This is a genomic window from Tabrizicola sp., assembly GCF_036781545.1.
Taxonomy (GTDB): domain Bacteria; phylum Pseudomonadota; class Alphaproteobacteria; order Rhodobacterales; family Rhodobacteraceae; genus Tabrizicola.
Map to the genome: position 1 here is coordinate 1 of NZ_DAIQAT010000020.1, position 19,883 is coordinate 19,883.

Consider the following 19,883-nt stretch of genomic DNA (forward strand, 5'->3'; position numbering starts at 1 on the left):
ATGCCGGAGTGGCAGGGCATCCCGGCGGTGGCGAATGGCCGGGTCTACCTGGCCCCGGCGGCGCCCTTCGGCTTCATCGATCGTCCGCCCTCGGTCAACCGGCTGATCGGGTTGAAATGGCTGGCGCACAAGCTTTATCCCGACCATGCCAAGGGCGACCTGCGGGCGGACGTGGCTGGCTTCTACGACCTCTTTTACGGCGTGAAGTTGGACGAGGCTGCGGTTTCGGCGCTTCTGGGTGACTGAACGGCGGCTTGCGCCCCTGCTCTTGGCGGGCCTTGTCGCCGCGCTGCTGGCAGGGGTGGTGATCGGACCCTTCCCGCTGTCGCTGCGCCAGATCGGCGCCGTGCTGGCCGGGGGCGGAGACACCCAGGCCTCCACCGTGCTGTGGAACATCCGCCTGCCGCGCGTCCTTGCGGCGGCGCTGGTGGGCGCCGCGCTCGCGGCGGCGGGGGCGGCCTACCAGACCGCCTTTCGCAATCCGCTGGTCTCGCCCGATATCCTTGGCGTTTCGGCGGGGGCGGGGTTCGGAGCGGTTCTCGGCATCCTTCTCGGCCTGCCGGTGCTGATGATCCAGTTGACCGGCTTTGCCACCGGCCTTGCCACCGTCGGGCTGGTGCTGGGCCTGTCGCTCTCGCTCCGCGGCGGCGGGCAGGTGCTGGTCATGGTGCTCTGCGGCATTGCGGTCGGGGCGCTGGCCGGTGCCGGCATCTCGCTCGTCAAGCTCATGGCCGACCCCGAGCAGCAACTGCCCGCCATCACCTTCTGGCTGATGGGCAGCCTGGCCGGAGCCAAGCGCGCAGATGTCGCCGCTGCCCTGCCGCCGATCCTGATCGGGCTCTTGCCGCTTGTCCTCCTGCGCTGGCGGATCGGCCTTCTGGCGCTTGGCGACGACGAAGCCAAGACCCTGGGGGTCGAGGCCACGCGCCTGCGCCTTCTGATCATCGCCTGCGCCACGCTGATGACCTCGGCAGCGGTATCCATGGCCGGAGTCGTCGGCTGGATCGGGCTGATGGTGCCGCATATGGCGCGGCTGATGACCGGCCCGCGCTTCGACCGGCTGCTTCCTGCCGCCGCCCTGATCGGCGCGGCGTTCATGGTGCTGGTCGACACCGCCGCCCGCTCCCTGGCCCAAATGGAGGTGCCCCTGGGCATCCTGACTGCCGTCCTCGGCGCGCCGGTCTTCGTCTGGCTTCTGGCGCGAGGCAGCCGGGGATGGGCGGAATGAGCCCGCTTTTGGAAGCCCGCGGCCTTGGCGTCGGCCATCGCGGGCGCGCGGTGCTGTCCGGCATCGACCTGTCGCTTGGGCCGGGGCGGATCCTGTGTCTGCTCGGGCCCAATGGCGCGGGCAAGACCACGCTCTTCCGCACCCTTCTGGGCCTCTTGCCCCCGTTGGCGGGCGAGATCCTGCTCGCGGGCCGCCCGCTGGCCGGGATACCGCGGTCCGAGGTCGCGCAGGTGCTGGCCCATGTGCCGCAAGCGCTGACCACGCCCTTCGCCTTCCGCGCCCTCGACCTGGTGCTGATGGGCGCCTCGGCGCATCTCGGCCCCTTCGCCCGCCCCGGCCGGGCGGAAACCTGGCTGGCGATGGCGGCGATGGAAAGCCTCGGCATCGCCGGGCTGGCGGGGGAAGAGATCACCCGGCTTTCCGGCGGCCAGCGCCAGATGATCCTGATCGCCCGCGCGCTGGCGCAGGGCGCGCAGATCGTGGTGATGGACGAGCCGACCGCCAGCCTCGATTTCGCCAACCGCATCCGGGTGGGGCAGGCGATACGGGCTTTGGCCGAACGGGGCACCGCAGTGATCCTGTCCACCCACGATCCCGACCAAGCCGCCGCCCTGGGCGACGCCGCCCTGCTGGTCGGCCGGGGTCAGGTGCTGGCGAGCGGCCTGGTGCGCGATGTGATGACGGCGGAGCGGCTGTCCGCAGTCTACGACATCCCCCTCCGCCGCGAGAGCCTGTCGAACGGAGAGCTGCATTTCCGGGGCTGAGGCTCTGGATCGCCACGTCATTGTAGTTGGGCTGGCGGCCGCGCCTGCGGGGGGACGGACTTCCCAGCTCATAGCCGGATCGAGCCAGATAGTCAGCGAGCCCCGGCGCTTGCGTGCTTCATTGTAGGACGACCAGTTCTGGTTCTTGTCGCTCGGGGATGCTGGCCTGCTCATGACGTCAAGCTATCACGCTGAGTTCACAAGATGAATTCGCGAGGCTGATCGTTGCAACCAGAGCCCAGACCGTCGTCAGGTATCCGGGTAGCCGAGTTCATCGTGGACGACGAAGGCGAGTGGGGTCCAATCGGTCGCCGCGCGCGATCCCCAAAGCGCGACACAGGCGCAACCTCGCGCAGGGACCGATACGGCGATGGTGACGGGGCACCTCCCGAAAGATCCATATTGCATTTACTAATTAGTTAGTCATAAATGAATCATCAGCAGACCTGCGCCCATCTTGCGCAGATCGGATCGCGACCCGGCCGGAGAAGGTGGGCGAAACAGGAGAGGTTGCCAGTTGGTCCAGATGACCGCGACAGACGGCAAGGCCCCGATCATCCGGTTCCGCGATGTGCGGAAGGCCTATGCCGGCGGCAAGTTGGCCGTCGACACGCTCAACCTTGACGTCGCCGAGGGCGAGTTCCTGACGCTGCTCGGGCCCTCGGGCTCGGGCAAGACCACCAGCCTGATGATGCTGGCCGGGTTCGAGCGGCCCACCTCTGGTGTCATCGAACTGCAGGACCGCGACATCACCGCCACCCCGTCCTGGCAGCGCGACATCGGCGTGGTGTTCCAGAGCTATGCTCTCTTCCCGCACATGACGGTGCTGGAGAACGTCTGCTTTCCGCTGGCCGTCCGCCGCAAATCCCGCAGCGACCAGGCGGCGGCTGCCCGCCGGGCGCTGGCCATGGTGCGGCTGGAGGGGTTTGAGGACCGGATGCCTTCACAGCTGTCCGGCGGCCAGCAGCAGCGGGTCGCCATCGCGCGGGCGCTGGTCTTCAATCCGCGGATCGTGCTGATGGACGAACCGCTGGGCGCGCTGGACCGGGTGCTGCGCGAACAGATGCAGGTGGAGCTGAAGCAGCTTCACGCCATGCTGGGGGTGACGGTGATCTATGTCACCCATGACCAGGGCGAGGCGATCACCATGTCCGACCGGGTCGCCGTCTTCGACAACGGCCGGATCGCCCAGCTGGGCACGGCCGAAGAGCTGTACGAGCGCCCCGCCAACGAATTCGTCGCCGGATTCCTGGGTGAAAACAACGTCCTGCGCGGCAGGATGGTCCGGCCCGGCACCCTGGAAAGCCTGGTCGAGATCGGCGGCCAGCAGTTGCGCGCCGCCCCTTCGGCCCTGCCCGCCGGCAGCGCGGTCGTGGTGGCCCTGAGGCCCGAACGCATCGGCGTCGCATGCGGCGCCGAGACGCCGCCGGGGGCGACCCGGGTCTCGGGCCGGATCGTCGGCCATATGTATTACGGCGACCACGTCAAATGCGGGGTCGAGGTGACTCCCGGGATGCTCCTGTCGATCAAGGTGCCTCTGGCCGATGCGGCGCAGATCCGCAGCGGACATGCGCTGGACCTGTCGCTGCCCTCGGAAAATTGTGTGGTCATTGCCGGATAACGGGCCAAGAAACGGCCCGTGACCCGGCCAGACATCGGAAAAGAGCCATGACGAACACCCCTGCCTCGAACCGCCTGCGCCAGGATGACATCGACCATGTCATCCACCTCGGCACCAATCTGAAGACCCATGCCGAAGAGGGCCCCTTCATCGTCGCCGGCGGCGAGGGCGTCTGGCTGATCGACGAGGCGGGCAACCGCTACATCGAGGCGTTGAGCGGGCTCTGGTGCGCTTCTCTGGGCTTCACCGTTCCCCGGCTGCGCGATGCGGCCGCGCGGGCGATCGACCGCCTGCCCTATTCGCACCTCTTCTTTTCCCGCTCGCATGAGGCGGCGATCCAGCTGGCCGACAGGCTGATCGAGCTGGCGCCGGAGGGGCTGAGCCGGGTGCTGTTCTCGAATTCGGGCTCCGAGGCCAATGACGCGGCGGTCAAGCTGGTCTGGTACTACAACAACGCCCGCGGCCTGCACCGGAAGAAGAAGGTGATCGGCCGGATGGGGGGCTATCACGGCACGACGCTGGCCTCATCCAGCCTGACCGGCATCCCGAACATGCACCGCCAGTACGACCTGCCGCTGTCCTTCGCCCGCCACACCGACAGCCCGCACTACTGGAAGTATGCGCAGGAGGGCGAAAGCGAAGAGGCCTTCGCCCGCCGGTTGGCCGGCAACCTGGAAAGCCTGATCGAACGCGAGGGGCCGCATACCATCGGCGCCTTCATCGCCGAGCCGGTGATCGGCTCGGGCGGAGTGATCCTGCCGCCCAAGGGCTATTTCGACCTGATCCAGCCGATCCTGCGCAAGCACGACATCCTGTTCATCGCCGACGAGATCATCTGCGGCTTCGGCCGTGCGGGCAGCTGGTGGGGCAGCGATGTCTACGGCATCCGGCCCGACATCCTGACCTGCGGCAAACAGCTGGCCGCCGGGGTGCAGCCGATCTCGGCGACGCTGGTTTCGGAGGAAATCGCTGGCGTGATGGCGCGGCAGTCGGACGAGATCGGCGCCTTCTGGCACGGCGTGACCCATGCGGGCCATCCGGTCTGCGCCGCCGTCGCGCTGGAGACGCTGAAGATCTACGAGGAGGAGGATGTGATGGGCCATGCCGCCCGCGTCGGCAGGCATCTGCAAGCCCGCCTGGCCGGCTTCGCCGACCACCCGCTGGTGGGCGAGGTGCGCGGCATCGGCATGATGGGCGCGCTGCAGCTGGTGTCGGACAAGGCGACGAAGACTGGCTTCCTGCCGCGCCACGCCATCGGCTCGGATGTGCGCAAGGAGGCGCTCCGGCACGGGCTGGCGCTGCGCGAGGCGGGGGATGCCGTCGTGCTCTCTCCGCCGCTGATCATCACCGAGGCCGAGATCGACAACCTGTGCGACCGGCTGCGCGCCACGCTGGACGTGATCCAGACCACCCGCCCGTTCTAGGACGGCTGAAGACCGCAGCCCCGCCGATAGCGGGCCTGCCGAAAACCGTGAAACGACAACAGAGAACAGGGATGACGCACATGAGACTGAAAGCCGGATATCTGGGCGGAGCCTTCGCCCTGACCCTTGCCGCAGGCGCGCAGGCGCAGGAACTGACGGTCGTCAACTGGGGTGGCCCTTTCACCGATGCCTTCCGCACCGCGCTTTACGACCCCTTGACCGCCGAGACCGGGATCAAGGTGGTCGAGGACACCTGGAACGGCGGCGTCGGCACCCTGCGCGCGCAGGTCGAGGGCGGCGCCTCCAGCTGGGACGTGATCGAGGTCGAGGCCGAAGAGCTGCGTCAGGGCTGCGAGGAGGGTCTCTTCGAGGAGCTCGACTGGTCCGCCATCGGCGTGCGCGAGGATTTCCTGCCGGACTGGTCGAACGAATGCGGCGTCGGCACCATTCTGGCCTCGTGGGGCCTGGCCTGGGACGGCAGCAAGCAGACCGCCGCGCCGACCTCCTGGGCGGATTTCTTCGACCTAGAGAAATTCCCCGGCAAGCGCGGCTTCCGCAAGGGGCCGAAGCATGTGCTGGAATTCGCCCTGCTGGCAGACGGCGTCGCCCCGGCCGACATCTATACCGTGCTGGCCACCGAAGAGGGCGTGGACCGCGCCTTCGCCAAGCTGGACACAATCAAGGACCAGACCGTGTTCTGGGAAGGGTCATCCACCCCGGCGCAGCTCTTGGCCTCGGGCGACGTGGTGATGACCATGTTCCCCTCGGGCCGGCTGTCGGGGGCCAATGCCTCGGGTCAGGACATCCGCTATCTCTGGGAAGGCTCGCAGTTCTACGGCGATGCCTGGGTGATCCTGAAAGGGTCGAAGAACGTCGAGGCGGCAACGAAGTTCCTGGCCAAATGGGCCACGCCGGAAACCGGGGCCGAGTTCATGAATATCTACGACTATGGCGTATCGAACACCAAGTCGGCGGCTTTGGTCGACCCCGCACGGATTTCGCTCCTGCCCTCGGCCCCGGAAAACCTGAAGGGTGCGATTCCTCTGGACCCGGACTTCTGGGTCGAGAACGGTGATGCGTTGAATGCTCGTTTCCAGGAATGGGCGATGCAGTGACGCAGACAGGAAGAGGAGCAGGAGGAGTGGCAGCAGCGCGTGGTACAGGGCCGAGCATCCTCCGTCTGGGGCGGATGATGCAGGGCGGCCGGACGCTGCTTACGGTTCCCCTGCTTCTCTTCCTGGGCTTTGTCTTCCTCTACCCCATCGGCAGTATGCTGCTCCGCTCGTTCAAGGTGGATGCGGTGGTCGATACGCTGCCGGGGGTAACGGGGGCGCTTGCAGGGGGCGCCGAGGTGCCCTCCGACGCGATCTTCCTGCTGCTGGCAATCGATCTTCGGGCAGCCGACAGCACGGCCGTGGCCACCGCCGGCTCCACGCTGAACTATTTCGAGCCGCGGCTGCGCAGTCTGCTGATCGCCTCGGCCAAGGTGGTGCGCGACCTGCCGCCGGAAGAGGCGGCGAAGCGGCTGGCCGAGGACGGGCGCTGGCACAGGCCCGAGGTCTGGGACGCGCTGCGCGAGCTGTCGCACCGCTACACCCCGGCCTATTATCGGCGCGTCGCGGATCTAAGCTGGGAGGATGGCCAGCCGAAGCCGGGCATCTACAGCCTGATCTATGTGCGCAGTTTCTGGATGGCCCTGGTCGTCACCGCCTCGGCCGTCGGCATCGGCTATCCGCTGGCCTACATGATCTCGAAACAGCCCGCCCGCCGGGCGGCGCTGATGGTCTTCCTGGTCATGGTGCCATTCTGGACCTCGCTTCTGGCGCGCACCGCCTCCTGGCTGATCATCTTCCAGAAGGACGGGCCGCTGAATACGCTTCTGCTAGCGCTCGGCGCTGTCGATGCGCCGCTGGAACTGCTGTTCACCCGCGGCGCCGTCTATGCTGCGATGATCCATGTGATGATCCCCTTCGTGACCCTGCCAGTCCACGCCACCATGCGCGGCATCCCACCCGAGCAGATGCGCGCCGCCACGTCTCTCGGCGCCCATCCCTACGAGGCGTTCTGGCGAGTCTACGTGCCGCAGACGCTACCCGCCGTCGGCGCCTCGGCGCTCTTGGTTTTCACCATGACATTGGGCCTTTACGTGGTGCCACTGCTCCTCGGCGGGGCGGGCGACCAGATGATCAGCTACAACATCGCCAGCCATACGCTGCAGACCGGCAACTGGGGCATCGCCGCCGCGCTGGCCAGCGGGCTTCTGGTGATGACGCTGGCGATCTGCGGGCTGTACGGAGCACTGGCCGCGCGCCGCAGCCTGCGGATGGTGAGGGGCTGAGGATGCGCGCGATCGAGATCCTCTGGGCCGGCGTCTTCCGGCTGTTCTGCGGGGCGACGCTGGTCTTCCTTGTGTTGCCGCTTCTGGTCGTGGCGCCGCTGGCCTTCAACGACAGCGACTTCCTGACCTATCCGATGCGCGGCTTCTCGTTGCGCTGGATCGAGGAAATCCTGCTGTCGGACCAGTGGCTGCCGCCGATCCGCAATTCGCTTTTCATCTCGACCTGCGCGGCGCTGATCGCGACCGTGCTGGGGACGGCGGCGGCGCTTGGCCTGTCGAAGACCCGCGCCTTCTGGCGGGCGCCGCAGATGGGTCTGTTCCTGATGCCGGTGGTGATGCCGATCGCCGTGCTGGCGGTCGGCACCTACCTGGCCTTCGTCCGCTGGGGATTGCAGGGCACCTTCGCCGGGCTGATCCTCGTCCATGCCGGCCTCGGCGTGCCCTTCGTGGTGACCACGGTCGCCGCGACGCTGAGGGGCTATGACGAGCGGCTGTTCCGCGCCGCGCTCAGCCTCGGCGCCCCGCCGCTGACGGCGTTCCGGCGGGTCACGCTGCCGCTGATCCTGCCGGGCGTGCTGGCGGGGACGGTCTTCGCCTTCTCGATCTCGTTCGACGAGGTGATCACCTCGCTCTTCCTCGCCGGGCCATCGCAACGGACCCTGCCATTGCAGATGTTCTCGGGGATGCGCGAGAACGTCAGCCCGGCCATCGCGGCGGCAGCACTGTTCATGATGGTGACGGCGGTGCTGCTGCTGTCGACGGTGGAATGGCTGCGGCGGCGGTCGGCGCGGCGGCAAGGGGCCTAGCGCGCCGCCGGGTCGTGGCCCAGCTGCTGCGACAGGTGGCGCGCGGCGGCCACCAGCGTCGGGGCCTGCGGCGCCAATCCCTCGGGCCCCAGTCGCTTGGCCGAGCTGATCATCGTCAGCGCCAGCCGGATGCCGCCGACGTCATCGAAGACCGGGGCCGAGATCGCGGCAACGCCCGGCACCGGCAGCGGATCGAAGCTGGCATAGCCCTTGCGGCGGATCTCTTCCATCTCGGACACCCGATAGTCGTGCAATTGCCCGACGATGCCGCTGCGGATGTCGGGCCGGGCCTGCAGGCGCAGCATGTCCCGCACGATCCGTTCGGGCATATGGGCCGCGAAGACCCGGCCCGAGACCGTTCCGGTCAGCGAATAGATCGTACCGGCCCTGGTGTTCATGTGGATCTGGTGCTGGCCTTCCACGAGCGCGATCACCCCCGGCCCGAAGGCGCCCCAGGCGACGATCGCGACCGTCATGCCGCTGCGCTGCGACAGATCCTGCGCAATTTCGGTGGCGATCAGGTCGGGGTTCAGGTCGGTCATCCGCCCGATGGCCAGGTCCAGCGCAAGGGGTCCGAACTGATAGCGACCCGTCGCCTCTTCCTGTTCGACCAGCCCGATGCGGCGATAGCTGAGCAGATAGGCATGGGCCTGCGCCGGGGCGATCCCGGCCAACGCGGCCAGATCCTTCAGCATCATCGGGCACGAGGCTTCGGCCAGCGCCGCAAGGATGCGGCCTCCGACCTCGATGGACTGCACACCCCGGGCCTCCTTGCGAGGCAGGATCTGGTCAAGCGCCGCTGCGCCGGTCGCCTTTCTCATGCCTGCGCCCTGCCCTGCGGTTCATCGGTCCCGGCTGGCAGCGACAGGGCGCGGGTCAGGCGCAGCAGGTCGTCCAGCACCGGGTTGGGGTCGGGAAGGGCATCGCTGGCACCGACTATGGTCAGCGCCAGCGCCAGCCGGCCAGCCGCATCGAAGACCGGTGCAGAGAAGGCGCTGATCCCGGGGATGGGAGAGTTCCGCGCGATGCCGTAGCCGCGCTCGCGCGTGGCCTCGACCTCGATCGCCGCGGCACTGTCCATCTCTGCCGCCTCGGCCTGCGGTGACCATGCGGCGAAGACATGCCCCGCTGCCGTGCCCTGCAACGCAAACGAGGTGCCGCGGCGGATGTTGAGGTTCAGCGATGCCCCGCCCGACACCTGCACCGCCGCCGGCCCCTGCGGCCCCCAGGCGACGAGGATCACCATCAGGCCGGTGGCTTCCGACAGCCGATGCGCCGCCGTGCCGGCCCTTCGGTACAGATCGACCGACCGAAGCCTCGCCAGCCCGATCCGCATGGCGAAGGCACCCAGCCGATACTGGCCGGTGCGGCTGTCCTGCTCGACCAGACCGACCCGGCACAGGCTGCTGAGATAGGCATGGGCCTGCGCGGGGACCAGATCGCTTTCCTGCGCAAGGTCGCGCAGCATCCGCGGGCCGGATTGCCGGGCCAGGCTGGCCAGAAGCCGGCCGCCGATTTCGATGGATTGTATGCCGCGGCCGCTGGACACCGTCGTTTTCCGCCTGTTGCCTTGTGCTGCGCGGATCGGTCTGCGAGCGGGCCGAAGATGCCGGGCCGGACGCTGCGCTCTCCCGGAGCCTCTCGTCGGATCAAGCACTTTCTGCAAGGGAAATCAATGACGCCGCATCAGAACGTCGATGGGAGAGATTGTGCTTGGCAGCACGCTGATTTTATCTATAAGATAATTAATTAGGATATAACGAATATCGGCAAGCGCGTCCAGCCATCGCCGAGCAGAAGGAATTGCCATGAAGCGCCGGGACGTGGATGTGCTTGTCGTCGGATCGGGGGCGGCGGGCCTTGCAACGGCGGTCTCGGCGGCGCATCGCGGCCTGTCGGTCATCGTGGCGGAGAAGGAGCCGGTCTTCGGCGGCACCACCGCCCGATCGGGCGGATGGATGTGGGTGCCGAACAGCGGTCCGGCCCGCCGCGCCGGCATCCAGGACAGCCCCGAGAAGGCCCGCACCTACCTGCAGCACGAGACCGGCGCGCATTTCGATGCCCCCCGCGTCGATGCCTTCCTGGCCGCCGGGCCGGAAGCGGTGGAATTCTACGAGACGAAGACCTCTCTGCAGTTCGATCTCGGCCCCTTCTTCGCCGACTACCACCCCACCGCGCCGGGCGGCATGGACGGCGGCCGGTCGATCGTAGCCCGCCCCTTCGACGGGCGCGACCTCGGCCCCGAGATCCGCCGCCTGCGCCCGCCACTGCAGGAAATCACCTTCCTCGGCATGATGATCGGCTCCGGCAAGGAACTGCTGCATTTCTTCAACGTCACCCGCTCGCCGGTCTCGGCGCTGTATGTCGGGCGGCTGTTCCTGAAGTTCCTCTGGGACATGGCGGTTCACGGTCGGCCGATGCGGCTGATGAACGGCAACGCGCTTGTCGGGCGGCTGGCGAAATCCGCCTTCGACAGCGGGGTGGAGATCTGGACATCGTCGCCGGCGCAGCGGCTGTTGCGCGACGGCGACAGGATCGCCGGGGCGGTCGTCACCTGCCCCGACGGGTCGGTCGAGGTCTTCGCCCGCAAGGGGGTCGTGCTGGCGGCGGGCGGATTTCCGCAGGATGCCGTGCGCCGCAAGGCGCTGATGCCGCACGCGCCTTCCGGGCACGAGCATGTCTCGCCCGCGCCGCCCGGCAACACCGGCGACGGCTTGCGCCTTGGCGAATCCGCCGGGGGCAGCGTCGACACCAGCCTGCCGCATTCCGCCGCCTGGGTGCCGGTCTCGCGCCCGCGCAAGCCGGACGGAACGTTCGGCACCTTTCCGCATTTCGTCGACCGCTCAAAGCCCGGGATCATCGCCATCACCCGCTCGGGTCGCCGCTTTGTGAACGAGGCGCAAAGCTATCACGACTTCTGCCAGGCCATGGTGAAGCGCTGCCGCGAGGAAGGCGGCGAAACTGCCGAGATCGCCGCCTGGTTCATCGCCGACCACCGGGCCTTCCGCAAATACGGCCTCGGCTTCGCCAAGCCGGCGCCCGTGCCCTTCCGGCACCTGATCCGCGACGGCTACATCCTGCGGGGCGGCAGCATCGCCGACCTCGCCGGCCGCATCGGCGCCGATCCGGCCGAGACCGAGCGCACCGTCGCCCGGTTCAACGAAGGGGCGAGACGGGGCGAGGACCCCGAGTTCGGCAAGGGGTCCACCAGCTACAACCGCTCGCTTGGCGACCCCGATCAGAAGCCGAACCCCTGCGTCGCGCCGCTGGAAAAGGCGCCGTTCTACGCCGTCCGTCTGCATGTCGGCGACCTGGGAACCTTCGCCGGACTGAAGGCGAACGAGAACGGCCAGGTACTGGACGAGAACAAGAGCGCCATTGCCGGTCTCTATGCCGTGGGCAACGACGCCGCCTCGATCATGGGCGGCAACTACCCGGGCGGCGGGATCACCCTGGGCCCGGCGATCACCTTCGGCTATATCGCGGCCCGCCACATGGCCGGGGCGAACCGCTGAACTGTGACTTGCCCCTACCCCATTGGGCTCGGGACTCTCGTGTCATACTCGTGCGCCTGATTTCCTTAGCAGGTAGAGCAGCGGATTGAGACACGCTGCAATTCGCAGTGTACAGAACGAAGAAGAAATCATATATATTTCAGATTGTTATTCTATTTTCATTCGCGCGCGCTCAAACGACGAAACTGCGCCGAGATCCAACCAGATGAGTAAAACGACCAAGAAAGCCATTCTGGCGTTCTGCAAGATACCGTCTGAGGGCCGAGCCGCTCGACCGCCCTCACCCACGGCAATGTGACCACTCCCCCCCTCAGATCGACTCTCCGTGAGTCTGCGGGGCGGTATGGCGCAAAGGCCGTGCTCCACACAGAGCACGCACATTGTTGGTTGCCCCGATTTCCGGTGGCCGACCGCAGGAACAACGGCTGCACTACGCCAGAGATCGGAGAGGGGCGCTGGGGCGCCATGTTACCCCAGTCCCCCTTGGCTCGGCTTCCCTCACTCCATGTAGAGTTGCTCGATGTAATCTCATAAGGCTGACCGCTACGCAGTGAGCAGGTCATGATGCCCCAACCCTTCTTGAAGCCGACGAACCCTTCCATCTCGTAGGTCATCGCAATCTCCAGAGCTACGGCGCCGGTCTTTTCCTTTCGCTCAAGCGTCTCCCTCGCCGTCGCGGACAGAAACGCCTGGTCCCCCAGCTCGGGCAGGGCAAGATAGGCCAGCATCCTGGACACGTCATACTGGGACAACCCCTTCAGATGCATCCGAACGTCGCCGGGATCTCTTCTATCGGGGATCATGGAGTATACGCTCGGCCCACGGACACTCTCGATGCACGCGTCGATCAGTTCGGCGACCAGGGCGACATCGCCTTGCGCCAGTCTGCCGAGCACTTCGGCCTGTGCTGCTTCCTGGGCTGCCACCAGCGCAATTTCCTGCTTGCGCTCTTCCTGCGCCAGCGCGGCTTCAGCCTCCAGCCCCTCCAGATGCCCTCGGACGGCGTTGATCGCCCTGTAGGCAAGTAGGCCAAGGACTCCCACCACCACCAAGGAATTGAAGGGCAGCGCGTTGATTGGGCGACATTTTTGCTATTTGATGCTCTGCGCCTACTCCCCACTGAATCGAGGAGCACGGCGCGAACAGGAACAACTGTTCGTGTATCAAGGTCAAGGTGTGCGGGATGCCTCGCGCCATGGACCGCAGCAACTCCGCCCTTGTCGCCGCATTCGCAGAAGTTCTTCGAGAACGACGTGAACATGCTGGCCTCACACAGGAAGAACTGGCTGAGCGCGCTGATGTATCGGTGCGGTTCATCTCATTCCTGGAGACCGGCAGGCGGCAGCCCTCGCTGAGCGCACTTGCTGCCGTTAGCAAGGGGCTGGGCCTCCCGATGTCGGCGCTGATCCTGGCGCTAGAGAGGCGGAACGGTTCTGGATCCCCTGCTGTAGAACAACGGTCGAGCCGAGAAGCCGAAGCTTAGGTGGACTTCTGATATGCATCACCGTTGTCTGGATGCTAGTAGGGGTGGCATTTTATGCGGTCAGCACCATATTTTGTCCCAAGAAGTAAGGAGGAGGCTAACGATGAATCCTGAGGTCTGGGTGCCTGTTGTGGCAATAGGCGTCGGTATCGCCGCCTGGTACTTTCAGGTTCTTCGAGTGGATCGACGGCAGGTAGCTCTCAACTATTCAGATCAAAACGAGAACGAACGGAGCCAGGTGGCCCCGTTTTCATTTTTCAGATGCGCTGCTCCGAGGGGCACTTACACCCGAATTATCTAGCTGACCCCACGCGACGCTCTGCATCTGGTGCGGTAAACGGTGTAAGCATTAAGCAAGGGTTCCCGGCGATTTACGCCGATTACCTGAAAGCTCGCCCCGGGCGTCGGATTCGCCATGAGCAGGGGATCGCAGATTCGAAACCCAGCTGTTCTGACCGCTCTGGAGACCTGGCTCAGCAAGAACACGTGTGCCTTCGATCACATGGTGCCGATCACCTGGTTTTCCATCCACGCGGCGACGCGGTTACAGATCTCTGCGCCGGCCATAGGAGGAGTTTGTCGGGGGTCAGCGCCCACAATTCCCCATAGTGGCGAATAGGGGTCGAAACGGTGCATGGTATCTGGGTCGGAGGACAGTCGGCCAATGTCGGAAAGACCGGGAGCGACGCCATCCAGAAGGGTCGTCTCGAACAGGCCCGCGTGATCGGGCGAAAGGCCCGGGACGGGCGCCTGGTTGACCGATAGCGCAGTGACCTTGGGCATGTCATGGCGAAGGTTCCACTGCGCAGCGATGCGGTCGATCATTTCCAGTTGGGTCTCGGCGAAATGGCCCGAGAACAGGACGGCGTGTTTTACGCCAAGATCGCCCAGGCGCCGCAGCGTGAAGGTCAGGAGGCCCTCGATCTCGGTGGCATCGGGCATCATCACGGTCCAGGGGAAGTCGCCGTGGTCGCCTCCCGTGCCATAGTAGAGCGCCGGCCAGACCAGCCCACCCGTCCGTTCTGCAGCCTGCAGGCAGAGGCCGTGCGCAGTGAGCGCGTCCAGTCCCACGGGCAGGTGGTGGCAATGCCATTCAATCGTGCCCAGGGGAAGGTAGATCAGCGACGCCTCCCGCAGGGCCTCGGTGATCTGATGCGGGCGCAGGCGTTCGATCTGGCGAATCATCGGTAGAAGTTCCTGACCCAGGCGTGGCTTGGCAAGCGGTCGAGCAGATCCGACGGGAAGGCCGCGCCGTCGCAGTAGCGGATGTTCATGTCCACCTCCTCTGGTGTCTTCATGCCGGGGATCAGGGTGCTGACCGCGTCATGGGCAAGGACATACCGCATCGCGGCCTCGGCCAGCGTCGGAAAGAAGGGTGCGACCTCGGCCTTGAGCGCCTCGATCCGCCGCAGGGTCTCGGCGAAGCGGTTGCCGCGGAACATCTGGTGCGGCTGGCTGCCGGGCTCGAAGCGGGCGTAGCGTTCGGCGGTCCAGTTGCCGACGAGCGAGCCGGAGTCGAGCGGCACCCGTGCGATGATGGCGGTGCCGCCGGCCTTCGCAGCGGGAAACAGTGCTTCCCGCGGGGGCTGCTCGAAGAGATTGAAGATCACCTGTTCGCTGGCGACGAGGCCCAGACGAGCCAGCGCCACGCCTTCCTGGGGCTGGTTGTCGCGCAGGCTGACGCCGATCTGGTCGATCTTTCCTTCGGCCCCCAGGTCGTTCAGCACCTCCAGCCAGTCTAGTTCCAGATGCCCGCGCGGACCCCAGCTGTGCAGTTGGAACAGGTCGATGCGATCGACCCCCAGGCGGCGGAGTGAGTTTTCCACATTGGTCCGCAGATGCCAGTCGGGGAAACGGCCGCGCAGGGCCGGGGACGGATCGTCCGGGTCGGGCCAGACGGTGGGCTGCGCCTTGGTGGCGACATAAACCTTGCCGCCGCGCCATTGCCGCAGGGCCTGGCCGATAACGGTTTCCGAATGCCCTGCCCCGTAAAGCTTAGCCGTATCGACGAAATTGATCCCCCGGTCGAAGGCATGCAGTAACGTGCGGATCGAGGCCGCATCGTCGACCTTGCCCCATTGCCCGCCGATCTGCCAAGCGCCGAACCCGATCTCCGACACCTGCCAACCGGTCCGCCCGAACGTCCGATATCGCATTCTGTCCCTCCCTGTCCCGGACCGGATAGGCGGCGGGGGCGCGGGGCCAAAGCCCGGCGCTGATGGTTTCGCATCAGGCGGGAGGCAGGTCGGGGATGTTCTGCGGCCCGTAGATCACGAAGGGCACGTTCGAGACATAGGGCGGCTCGGCAGGACCGGTACCCTCGAAGCCGAAGTGGTGCATCAGGACCTCCAACGCGTAATGCACTTGAAGCTCAGGGCTCTGGTCGATGGTCAGCGTCATTGAGCCGTCGCGGAGAGAAGCCCAGGTGAAAGCGGTGAGTTCATGGCCGATGAAGATCGGCGGGCGCGGCAGAAGGCCCGCGCGCATCGCAGCGACAACGCCCCGGTTCCCGGCTCCGGCATTGTAGATACCGGTGGTTTCGGGGTGTCGCAGGAAGGCCTCTTTCAGTTTCATCTCCGACATTAGCGGGTCGTCGCCGCCGCGCACGATCTCGGCCAGTTCCAGGTGGGGCGCGTCGGCCTGCAACTGGTCGGTCAGGCCGCGGATGCGTTCGGCATGGGCCTGGAAACCGATATGGTGGCAAAGAACGACCACTTTGCCGGGGCGGTTGGCGGGCAAGCTCATGCGGCCGAGGAAGAAGGCGGCTGACCGGCCGGCCTTGTAATGGTCGATTCCGGCATAGGCGAGCCGTTCGGTCTGCGGCACGTCGGAGATAATGGTCACGATGGGGCGGCCCTGGCGGGTGAGGTCGCGGATCGTCGCGTGGATCAGCGGGTGGTCAGGTGCATCGACGATAATCGCGTCGAACCCCCCTCGGCTCATGGCTTCGGCAATCGCCTCGGGGCTTTCGTATTTCAGTAATGTGCGGTGGATCGAGATGCTGCGGTCAAGCCGCAGCGACTGGCGGCGGAATTCGTTCGCCATCCGGGTGATCAGCGGGCGCTCCGGACGAGCGAGGATCACGTTCACCCGGACATGCCGGTGGTGCGTCGAGGGCAGAATCCGACGCAGCCCCAGATCGCGCGCAGCCCCGAGGACGCGCTTGCGGATGTCGTCGCTGACGTTGCCGCGTTCGTTCAGCACCCGGTCCACGGTTGCGCTGCCGACCCCGGTCGCGGCGGCAACATCGGCTAGCGTTACCCTCGCGCCAGGTTTTTTATCCTTTTTTTGCATGGCGTTGCGACTGTCGGGGCTGGATGTGATGCAAATCAATCAACGCAGCGTGCGACATTTTGTCAAGCGTTGCTATGAGTCTGCGCCAGGGTCTTGGGAGAGATCCGGGGGAGTTCAAAGGCACAACCGGCCTGGCCCGCAAGGCGGGCATCAGGAAAGCCGCAGGGGCATCGCCATCTGCTGGCCGGTACCGGCATGTCCGAAAATCCCTCGCGCAATGACAGGAAAGGCGGTCGCAAGACCGAAGAACCATGGACGACCTTCGCTTTGGCACCCGCAACAAGCGGGGCGACTATACCCCCGGCGGCAGGCTGGAGGGCGCACCGCTTTTCGTCTGGCCTCCGCGTCCGCTGAAGTTCCTCGCCTGGCTGCCCGGCTATTTCCTGCCCTGGAACCTGCTGTTCTTCGCCATCGGCGCGGCTCTCTGGTATTGGGCGACGCCCGCGAAGGAGACGCTGGCGGTCTATGACTGGCGCTGGATCGGCTATCTGCTTCTGCGCAACGCGGCCATCGTCTTCGTCCTTTACGGCGCGCTGGAACTGCGGCTTTACGTCAAGCGCGCGCAGGGCAACCGCTTCAAGTTCAATGCCCTCTTCCCGGTGGACCGGAAGTCGGACGTTTTCTGGTTCGGCAGCCAGAACCTCGACAACATCCTGCGCAGCTTCGGCACCGGCGTCCCGATCTGGACCGCCTACGAGGTGGTCATGCTGCACCTCTGGGCCATCGGCTGGGGCCCCTGGACCACCTTCGATGCCCATCCCTGGGCGCTGGTCCTGCTGGGCCTGGCCGTCCCGATGATCCACGAGACGCATTTCTTCTGCATCCATTGGCTGATCCATCAGGGGCCGCTCTACAAATGGGTGCATTCGGTGCACCACAACTCGGTCAACCCCTCGCCCTGGTCGTCGCTGTCGATGCATCCGGTCGAGCACCTGCTCTACTGGTCGGACGTGCTGATCCATCTGGTGCTGCCGTCGCACCCGCTCTTGGTCCTCTACCATCTGCAAGTCACCGGGACGGGTGCGGTCGTGGGTCACATCGGCTTTGACAAGATCGAGACCGGCGAGGATGGCGCCATCGGGACGCAGGCCTATGCCCACTACCTGCACCACAAGTATTTCGAGGTGAACTATTCGGATGGCCTCATGCCCTTCGACCGGCTGTTCGGCACCTGGCACGACGGGACAAAGGACGGCGACGCGCAGATGCAGGCGCGGTTCGCGAAGAAGAAGGCGCGGATGAATGCCCGCGCCGGCAATCCCCCGCAATGAAACGGAATTCCGGCCGCGCAGAGGGCGGTTGGGGAACATGGGACCGCCCGGGACGGCGGACAACAGGAGGAGAGACCCCATGAAGATGAAGACCCTTGGTCTGGCCCTGGCCACGACCGCGCTGATTGCGACCCAAGGCACTGCGGCGGACCTCGCCGTGATCGCCGGTTCGGCGCAGGACGCCTTCTTCAACAAGATCAAGAAGGGCGTCGATGACGCGGCACTGGTGGTGCAAGCGAACGGCGGGACGGTGACCTACCTGACCGTGCCAAACTACGACAACTTCGGCCCTGACCTGGTCGGCCTGATCAACACCGCCGTCAGCCAGGGCGTAGATGGCATCGCGATCCCGATCTGGGTGCCGGATGCACAGGTTCCGGCGCTGGAGGAGGCGGCGAAGAAGGGCATCAAGATCATGCTCTATAACACGATCGGCGCCGACGGCGACAAGGACAAGATCGGGGCCTTCAACTACTTCGGCACCGACGAGCATCTCGCCGGTGTCCGGGGTGGCGAATACATGGCCAAGGCCGGATCGAAGAAGATGCTTTGCGTCATCCAGGTGCCGGGCGCGGTGAACCTGGAAACCCGCTGCAACGGGCTGGAGGAAGGCGCCAAGGCCAATGGTGCCGAGATCGTCCGCCTGCCCTTGCCCGCGAACCTCGACGGCAACGCCGCCGGGACCACCGAGGCGATCAAAGCAGAACTTCTGAAGGACCCGTCCATCGACTCGGTGTTCACTTTGAACTCTGCCGTGACCGATGCGGCCGCGCTGGCGATCGAGCAGGCGGGCGTGGGCGACAAGGTCCAGCTCGCCTCGACCGACCTCAGCGCCTCGATCCTGGACCGCATTAAGAACGGCAAGCAGACGATGGCGGTCGACCAGCAGCCCTACCTGCAATCCTTCCTGGCGGTGACCATGCTGGCCGCGACCATCGACTGGGGCACCGACCTTGCGACCGACCCGGTCCTGACCGGGCCGGCCATCGTCGATGCCGCGAATGTCGAGGCAACGCTGGCTGGCGTGGAAGCGGGCACGCGCTAAGTTGAGCGGGGCCCGCCTTGCGTGGGCGGGCCCTACTCCAGACCGACATTACCAGAGGGGGGGAGCGCCGATGGGAACCTTTTCACTTGATGCCCTGCTGCGGCGACCCGAAGCGGGCGCTTTCCTGGGCATGGTCTTCGTAGCCATCTTCTTTACCATCTTCGGGGGCGTGCTGTTTCTCTCGCCGCAAGGGGTTGCCAGCTGGCTGAACGTCGCGGCGAACCTCGGGATCATCGCGGTGCCTGTCGGCTTCCTGATGATTGCCGGAGAGCTGGACATCTCCATCGGTGCGATGGTCCCGGCAGCCTCGATGACCATCGCCATCGTCTCGGGCCACTACGGCCTGCCGATGATCGTGGGCATCGCCGTGACGCTGGGATTTGGCGTGCTGGTCGGTCTGATCAACGGGATCATCGTCGTGCGCACCAACGTGCCCTCGCTGATCGTCACGATGGGAACGCTGTTTGCCATCGCAGGTCTGGTGCTGTTCCTGTCGATCATCCTGACCAACTCGACCTCGGTTTCGATGCCCAACATCGAGCCTTGGGCGAAGACTGTGTTCGGCAGCTTCATCTTCGGAACCTATCAGGTCCTGGTCCTCTGGTGGCTGGTGCTGTCCCTCGCCTATTTCTGGTTCCTGCACGTCAGCCCCTGGGGAAACTGGGTCTTCGCGCTTGGCGGCGACAAGGTCAGCGCCCGCAATGCCGGCATCCCCACGGACAAGCTGACGATCTGGCTCTTCGTTCTGTCCTCGGTCTCCGCCGCCTTTGTCGGCATGTGCCAGACGATCCTTTTCAACTCGGCGCAGGTTTCCGCGGGGCAGAGCTATATCTTCAACACCATCATCTCGGTCGTGGTCGGAGGCGTCCTCTTGACCGGAGGTTTCGGGTCGGTCGTCGGCATCTTCTTCGGCACGATCACCTTCGCCATCGTCAACCAGGGCATCTATTTCACCAGCTTCGACCGCAACCTGTCCTCGCTGATCATCGGGGTGATGCTGCTGGTCGCCGTGCTGATGAACAACACCTTCCGCAAGATTGCCCTGTCCGCGACCACGAAGAAGAAAGGCCTCAAGGCATGACCGCCCCGATCCT

18 protein-coding genes and 2 pseudogenes are annotated in these 19,883 nt (G+C 65.8%); 13 read left to right on the forward strand and 7 right to left on the reverse strand.

Features of this window, described 5'->3' with window-relative positions; genetic code table 11:
• The 3 genes and pseudogenes from V7Q39_RS05650 to V7Q39_RS05660 form a co-directional block, all read left to right on the forward strand.
• A pseudogene (locus V7Q39_RS05650) lies at positions 1-246 on the forward strand (iron ABC transporter substrate-binding protein); the annotation flags it as partial.
• Positions 239-1,228, forward strand: coding sequence for a FecCD family ABC transporter permease (locus V7Q39_RS05655; protein WP_333815591.1), 990 nt, complete (start codon positions 239-241; stop codon positions 1,226-1,228). The pseudogene V7Q39_RS05650 and the gene V7Q39_RS05655, both read left to right, overlap by 8 nt.
• Complete coding sequence (locus V7Q39_RS05660) at positions 1,225-1,992, forward strand: ABC transporter ATP-binding protein (protein WP_333815592.1); 768 nt, start codon at positions 1,225-1,227, stop codon at positions 1,990-1,992. The genes V7Q39_RS05655 and V7Q39_RS05660 overlap by 4 nt, the downstream gene beginning before the upstream one ends.
• 1 nt (position 1,993) lies before the next feature.
• Here V7Q39_RS05660 and V7Q39_RS05665 read toward each other — a convergent pair.
• Positions 1,994-2,166: pseudogene (locus V7Q39_RS05665) on the reverse strand (transposase); the annotation flags it as partial.
• 352 nt (positions 2,167-2,518) lie between these two features.
• Here V7Q39_RS05665 and V7Q39_RS05670 point away from each other — a divergent pair.
• The 5 genes from V7Q39_RS05670 to V7Q39_RS05690 all read left to right on the forward strand — a co-directional run bounded on the left by V7Q39_RS05670 (position 2,519) and on the right by V7Q39_RS05690 (position 8,181).
• On the forward strand, positions 2,519-3,613 hold the full coding sequence (locus V7Q39_RS05670) for an ABC transporter ATP-binding protein (RefSeq protein WP_333815593.1): 1,095 nt from the start codon (positions 2,519-2,521) through the stop codon (positions 3,611-3,613).
• A 47-nt stretch (positions 3,614-3,660) separates the two neighbouring features.
• Positions 3,661-5,037, forward strand: a complete 1,377-nt coding sequence (locus V7Q39_RS05675; RefSeq protein WP_333815594.1) for an aminotransferase — start codon at positions 3,661-3,663, stop codon at positions 5,035-5,037.
• 80 nt (positions 5,038-5,117) lie between these two features.
• On the forward strand, positions 5,118-6,152 hold the full coding sequence (locus tag V7Q39_RS05680; RefSeq protein ID WP_333815595.1) for an ABC transporter substrate-binding protein: 1,035 nt from the start codon (positions 5,118-5,120) through the stop codon (positions 6,150-6,152).
• A gap of 26 nt (positions 6,153-6,178) precedes the next feature.
• Entirely contained in the window at positions 6,179-7,375 is a 1,197-nt protein-coding gene (locus V7Q39_RS05685; protein WP_333815596.1) for an ABC transporter permease, read from the forward strand.
• Positions 7,376-7,377: 2 nt separating this feature from the next.
• Positions 7,378-8,181 carry an ABC transporter permease gene (locus tag V7Q39_RS05690; protein ID WP_333815597.1) on the forward strand — a complete coding sequence of 268 codons (804 nt, stop codon included), beginning with the start codon at positions 7,378-7,380 and terminating at the stop codon, positions 8,179-8,181.
• Here V7Q39_RS05690 and V7Q39_RS05695 read toward each other — a convergent pair.
• A complete protein-coding gene (locus V7Q39_RS05695; RefSeq protein ID WP_333815598.1) occupies positions 8,178-9,002 on the reverse strand; it encodes an IclR family transcriptional regulator in 825 nt (274 codons plus the stop codon). The genes V7Q39_RS05690 and V7Q39_RS05695 overlap by 4 nt on opposite strands.
• Positions 8,999-9,730: an IclR family transcriptional regulator gene (locus V7Q39_RS05700; RefSeq protein WP_333815599.1), complete on the reverse strand. Its 732-nt coding sequence runs from the start codon at positions 9,728-9,730 to the stop codon at positions 8,999-9,001. Before V7Q39_RS05700 ends, V7Q39_RS05695 begins: the two co-directional genes overlap by 4 nt.
• A 259-nt stretch (positions 9,731-9,989) precedes the next feature.
• Between V7Q39_RS05700 and V7Q39_RS05705 the strand changes: the two genes are divergently transcribed.
• The gene (locus tag V7Q39_RS05705) at positions 9,990-11,696 is read left to right on the forward strand and encodes an FAD-dependent oxidoreductase (RefSeq protein WP_333815600.1); all 1,707 of its coding nucleotides are present in this window, start codon (positions 9,990-9,992) and stop codon (positions 11,694-11,696) included.
• A 158-nt stretch (positions 11,697-11,854) separates the two neighbouring features.
• Here V7Q39_RS05705 and V7Q39_RS05710 read toward each other — a convergent pair whose 3' ends face one another.
• Positions 11,855-12,748: a hypothetical protein gene (locus tag V7Q39_RS05710; RefSeq protein WP_333815601.1), complete on the reverse strand. Its 894-nt coding sequence runs from the start codon at positions 12,746-12,748 to the stop codon at positions 11,855-11,857.
• A 143-nt stretch (positions 12,749-12,891) separates the two neighbouring features.
• Between V7Q39_RS05710 and V7Q39_RS05715 the strand changes: the two genes are divergently transcribed.
• Complete coding sequence (locus V7Q39_RS05715; protein ID WP_333815602.1) at positions 12,892-13,179, forward strand: helix-turn-helix domain-containing protein; 288 nt, start codon at positions 12,892-12,894, stop codon at positions 13,177-13,179.
• Positions 13,180-13,677: 498 nt separating this feature from the next.
• Here V7Q39_RS05715 and V7Q39_RS05720 read toward each other — a convergent pair whose 3' ends face one another.
• The 3 genes from V7Q39_RS05720 to V7Q39_RS05730 all read right to left on the reverse strand — a co-directional run bounded on the left by V7Q39_RS05720 (position 13,678) and on the right by V7Q39_RS05730 (position 16,473).
• A complete protein-coding gene (locus tag V7Q39_RS05720; protein ID WP_333815603.1) occupies positions 13,678-14,364 on the reverse strand; it encodes a creatininase family protein in 687 nt (228 codons plus the stop codon).
• Positions 14,361-15,335 (reverse strand): aldo/keto reductase, encoded by a 975-nt coding sequence (locus V7Q39_RS05725; protein WP_333815604.1) that lies wholly within the window; start codon positions 15,333-15,335, stop codon positions 14,361-14,363. Before V7Q39_RS05725 ends, V7Q39_RS05720 begins: the two co-directional genes overlap by 4 nt.
• A 73-nt stretch (positions 15,336-15,408) precedes the next feature.
• Positions 15,409-16,473, reverse strand: coding sequence for a LacI family DNA-binding transcriptional regulator (locus V7Q39_RS05730; RefSeq protein ID WP_333815605.1), 1,065 nt, complete (start codon positions 16,471-16,473; stop codon positions 15,409-15,411).
• 251 nt (positions 16,474-16,724) lie between these two features.
• On the opposite strand from V7Q39_RS05730, the gene V7Q39_RS05735 reads away from it, so the two are divergent.
• The 3 genes from V7Q39_RS05735 to V7Q39_RS05745 all read left to right on the forward strand — a co-directional run bounded on the left by V7Q39_RS05735 (position 16,725) and on the right by V7Q39_RS05745 (position 19,870).
• On the forward strand, positions 16,725-17,744 hold the full coding sequence (locus V7Q39_RS05735) for a sterol desaturase family protein (protein ID WP_333815606.1): 1,020 nt from the start codon (positions 16,725-16,727) through the stop codon (positions 17,742-17,744).
• Between the two features lie 79 nt (positions 17,745-17,823).
• Positions 17,824-18,789 carry a substrate-binding domain-containing protein gene (locus V7Q39_RS05740; RefSeq protein ID WP_333815607.1) on the forward strand — a complete coding sequence of 322 codons (966 nt, stop codon included), beginning with the start codon at positions 17,824-17,826 and terminating at the stop codon, positions 18,787-18,789.
• Between the two features lie 70 nt (positions 18,790-18,859).
• A complete protein-coding gene (locus V7Q39_RS05745) occupies positions 18,860-19,870 on the forward strand; it encodes an ABC transporter permease (RefSeq protein WP_333815608.1) in 1,011 nt (336 codons plus the stop codon).
• The last annotated feature ends 13 nt before the right edge of the window (positions 19,871-19,883 follow it).

Bases quoted from the DNA above. Each gene is read 5' to 3' on its own strand.
- V7Q39_RS05740 (WP_333815607.1), top strand. From the start codon at position 17,824: ATGAAGATGAAGACCCTTGGTCTGGCCCTGGCCACGACCGCGCTGATT.
- V7Q39_RS05660 (WP_333815592.1), top strand. From the start codon at position 1,225: ATGAGCCCGCTTTTGGAAGCCCGCGGCCTTGGCGTCGGCCATCGCGGG.
- V7Q39_RS05705 (WP_333815600.1), top strand. From the start codon at position 9,990: ATGAAGCGCCGGGACGTGGATGTGCTTGTCGTCGGATCGGGGGCGGCG.
- V7Q39_RS05715 (WP_333815602.1), top strand. From the start codon at position 12,892: ATGGACCGCAGCAACTCCGCCCTTGTCGCCGCATTCGCAGAAGTTCTT.
- V7Q39_RS05680 (WP_333815595.1), top strand. From the start codon at position 5,118: ATGAGACTGAAAGCCGGATATCTGGGCGGAGCCTTCGCCCTGACCCTT.
- V7Q39_RS05670 (WP_333815593.1), top strand. From the start codon at position 2,519: ATGACCGCGACAGACGGCAAGGCCCCGATCATCCGGTTCCGCGATGTG.
- V7Q39_RS05730 (WP_333815605.1), bottom strand. From the start codon at position 16,473: ATGCAAAAAAAGGATAAAAAACCTGGCGCGAGGGTAACGCTAGCCGAT.
- V7Q39_RS05690 (WP_333815597.1), top strand. From the start codon at position 7,378: ATGCGCGCGATCGAGATCCTCTGGGCCGGCGTCTTCCGGCTGTTCTGC.
- V7Q39_RS05745 (WP_333815608.1), top strand. From the start codon at position 18,860: ATGGGAACCTTTTCACTTGATGCCCTGCTGCGGCGACCCGAAGCGGGC.
- V7Q39_RS05725 (WP_333815604.1), bottom strand. From the start codon at position 15,335: ATGCGATATCGGACGTTCGGGCGGACCGGTTGGCAGGTGTCGGAGATC.
- V7Q39_RS05735 (WP_333815606.1), top strand. From the start codon at position 16,725: ATGGACGACCTTCGCTTTGGCACCCGCAACAAGCGGGGCGACTATACC.
- V7Q39_RS05720 (WP_333815603.1), bottom strand. From the start codon at position 14,364: ATGATTCGCCAGATCGAACGCCTGCGCCCGCATCAGATCACCGAGGCC.
- V7Q39_RS05695 (WP_333815598.1), bottom strand. From the start codon at position 9,002: ATGAGAAAGGCGACCGGCGCAGCGGCGCTTGACCAGATCCTGCCTCGC.
- V7Q39_RS05675 (WP_333815594.1), top strand. From the start codon at position 3,661: ATGACGAACACCCCTGCCTCGAACCGCCTGCGCCAGGATGACATCGAC.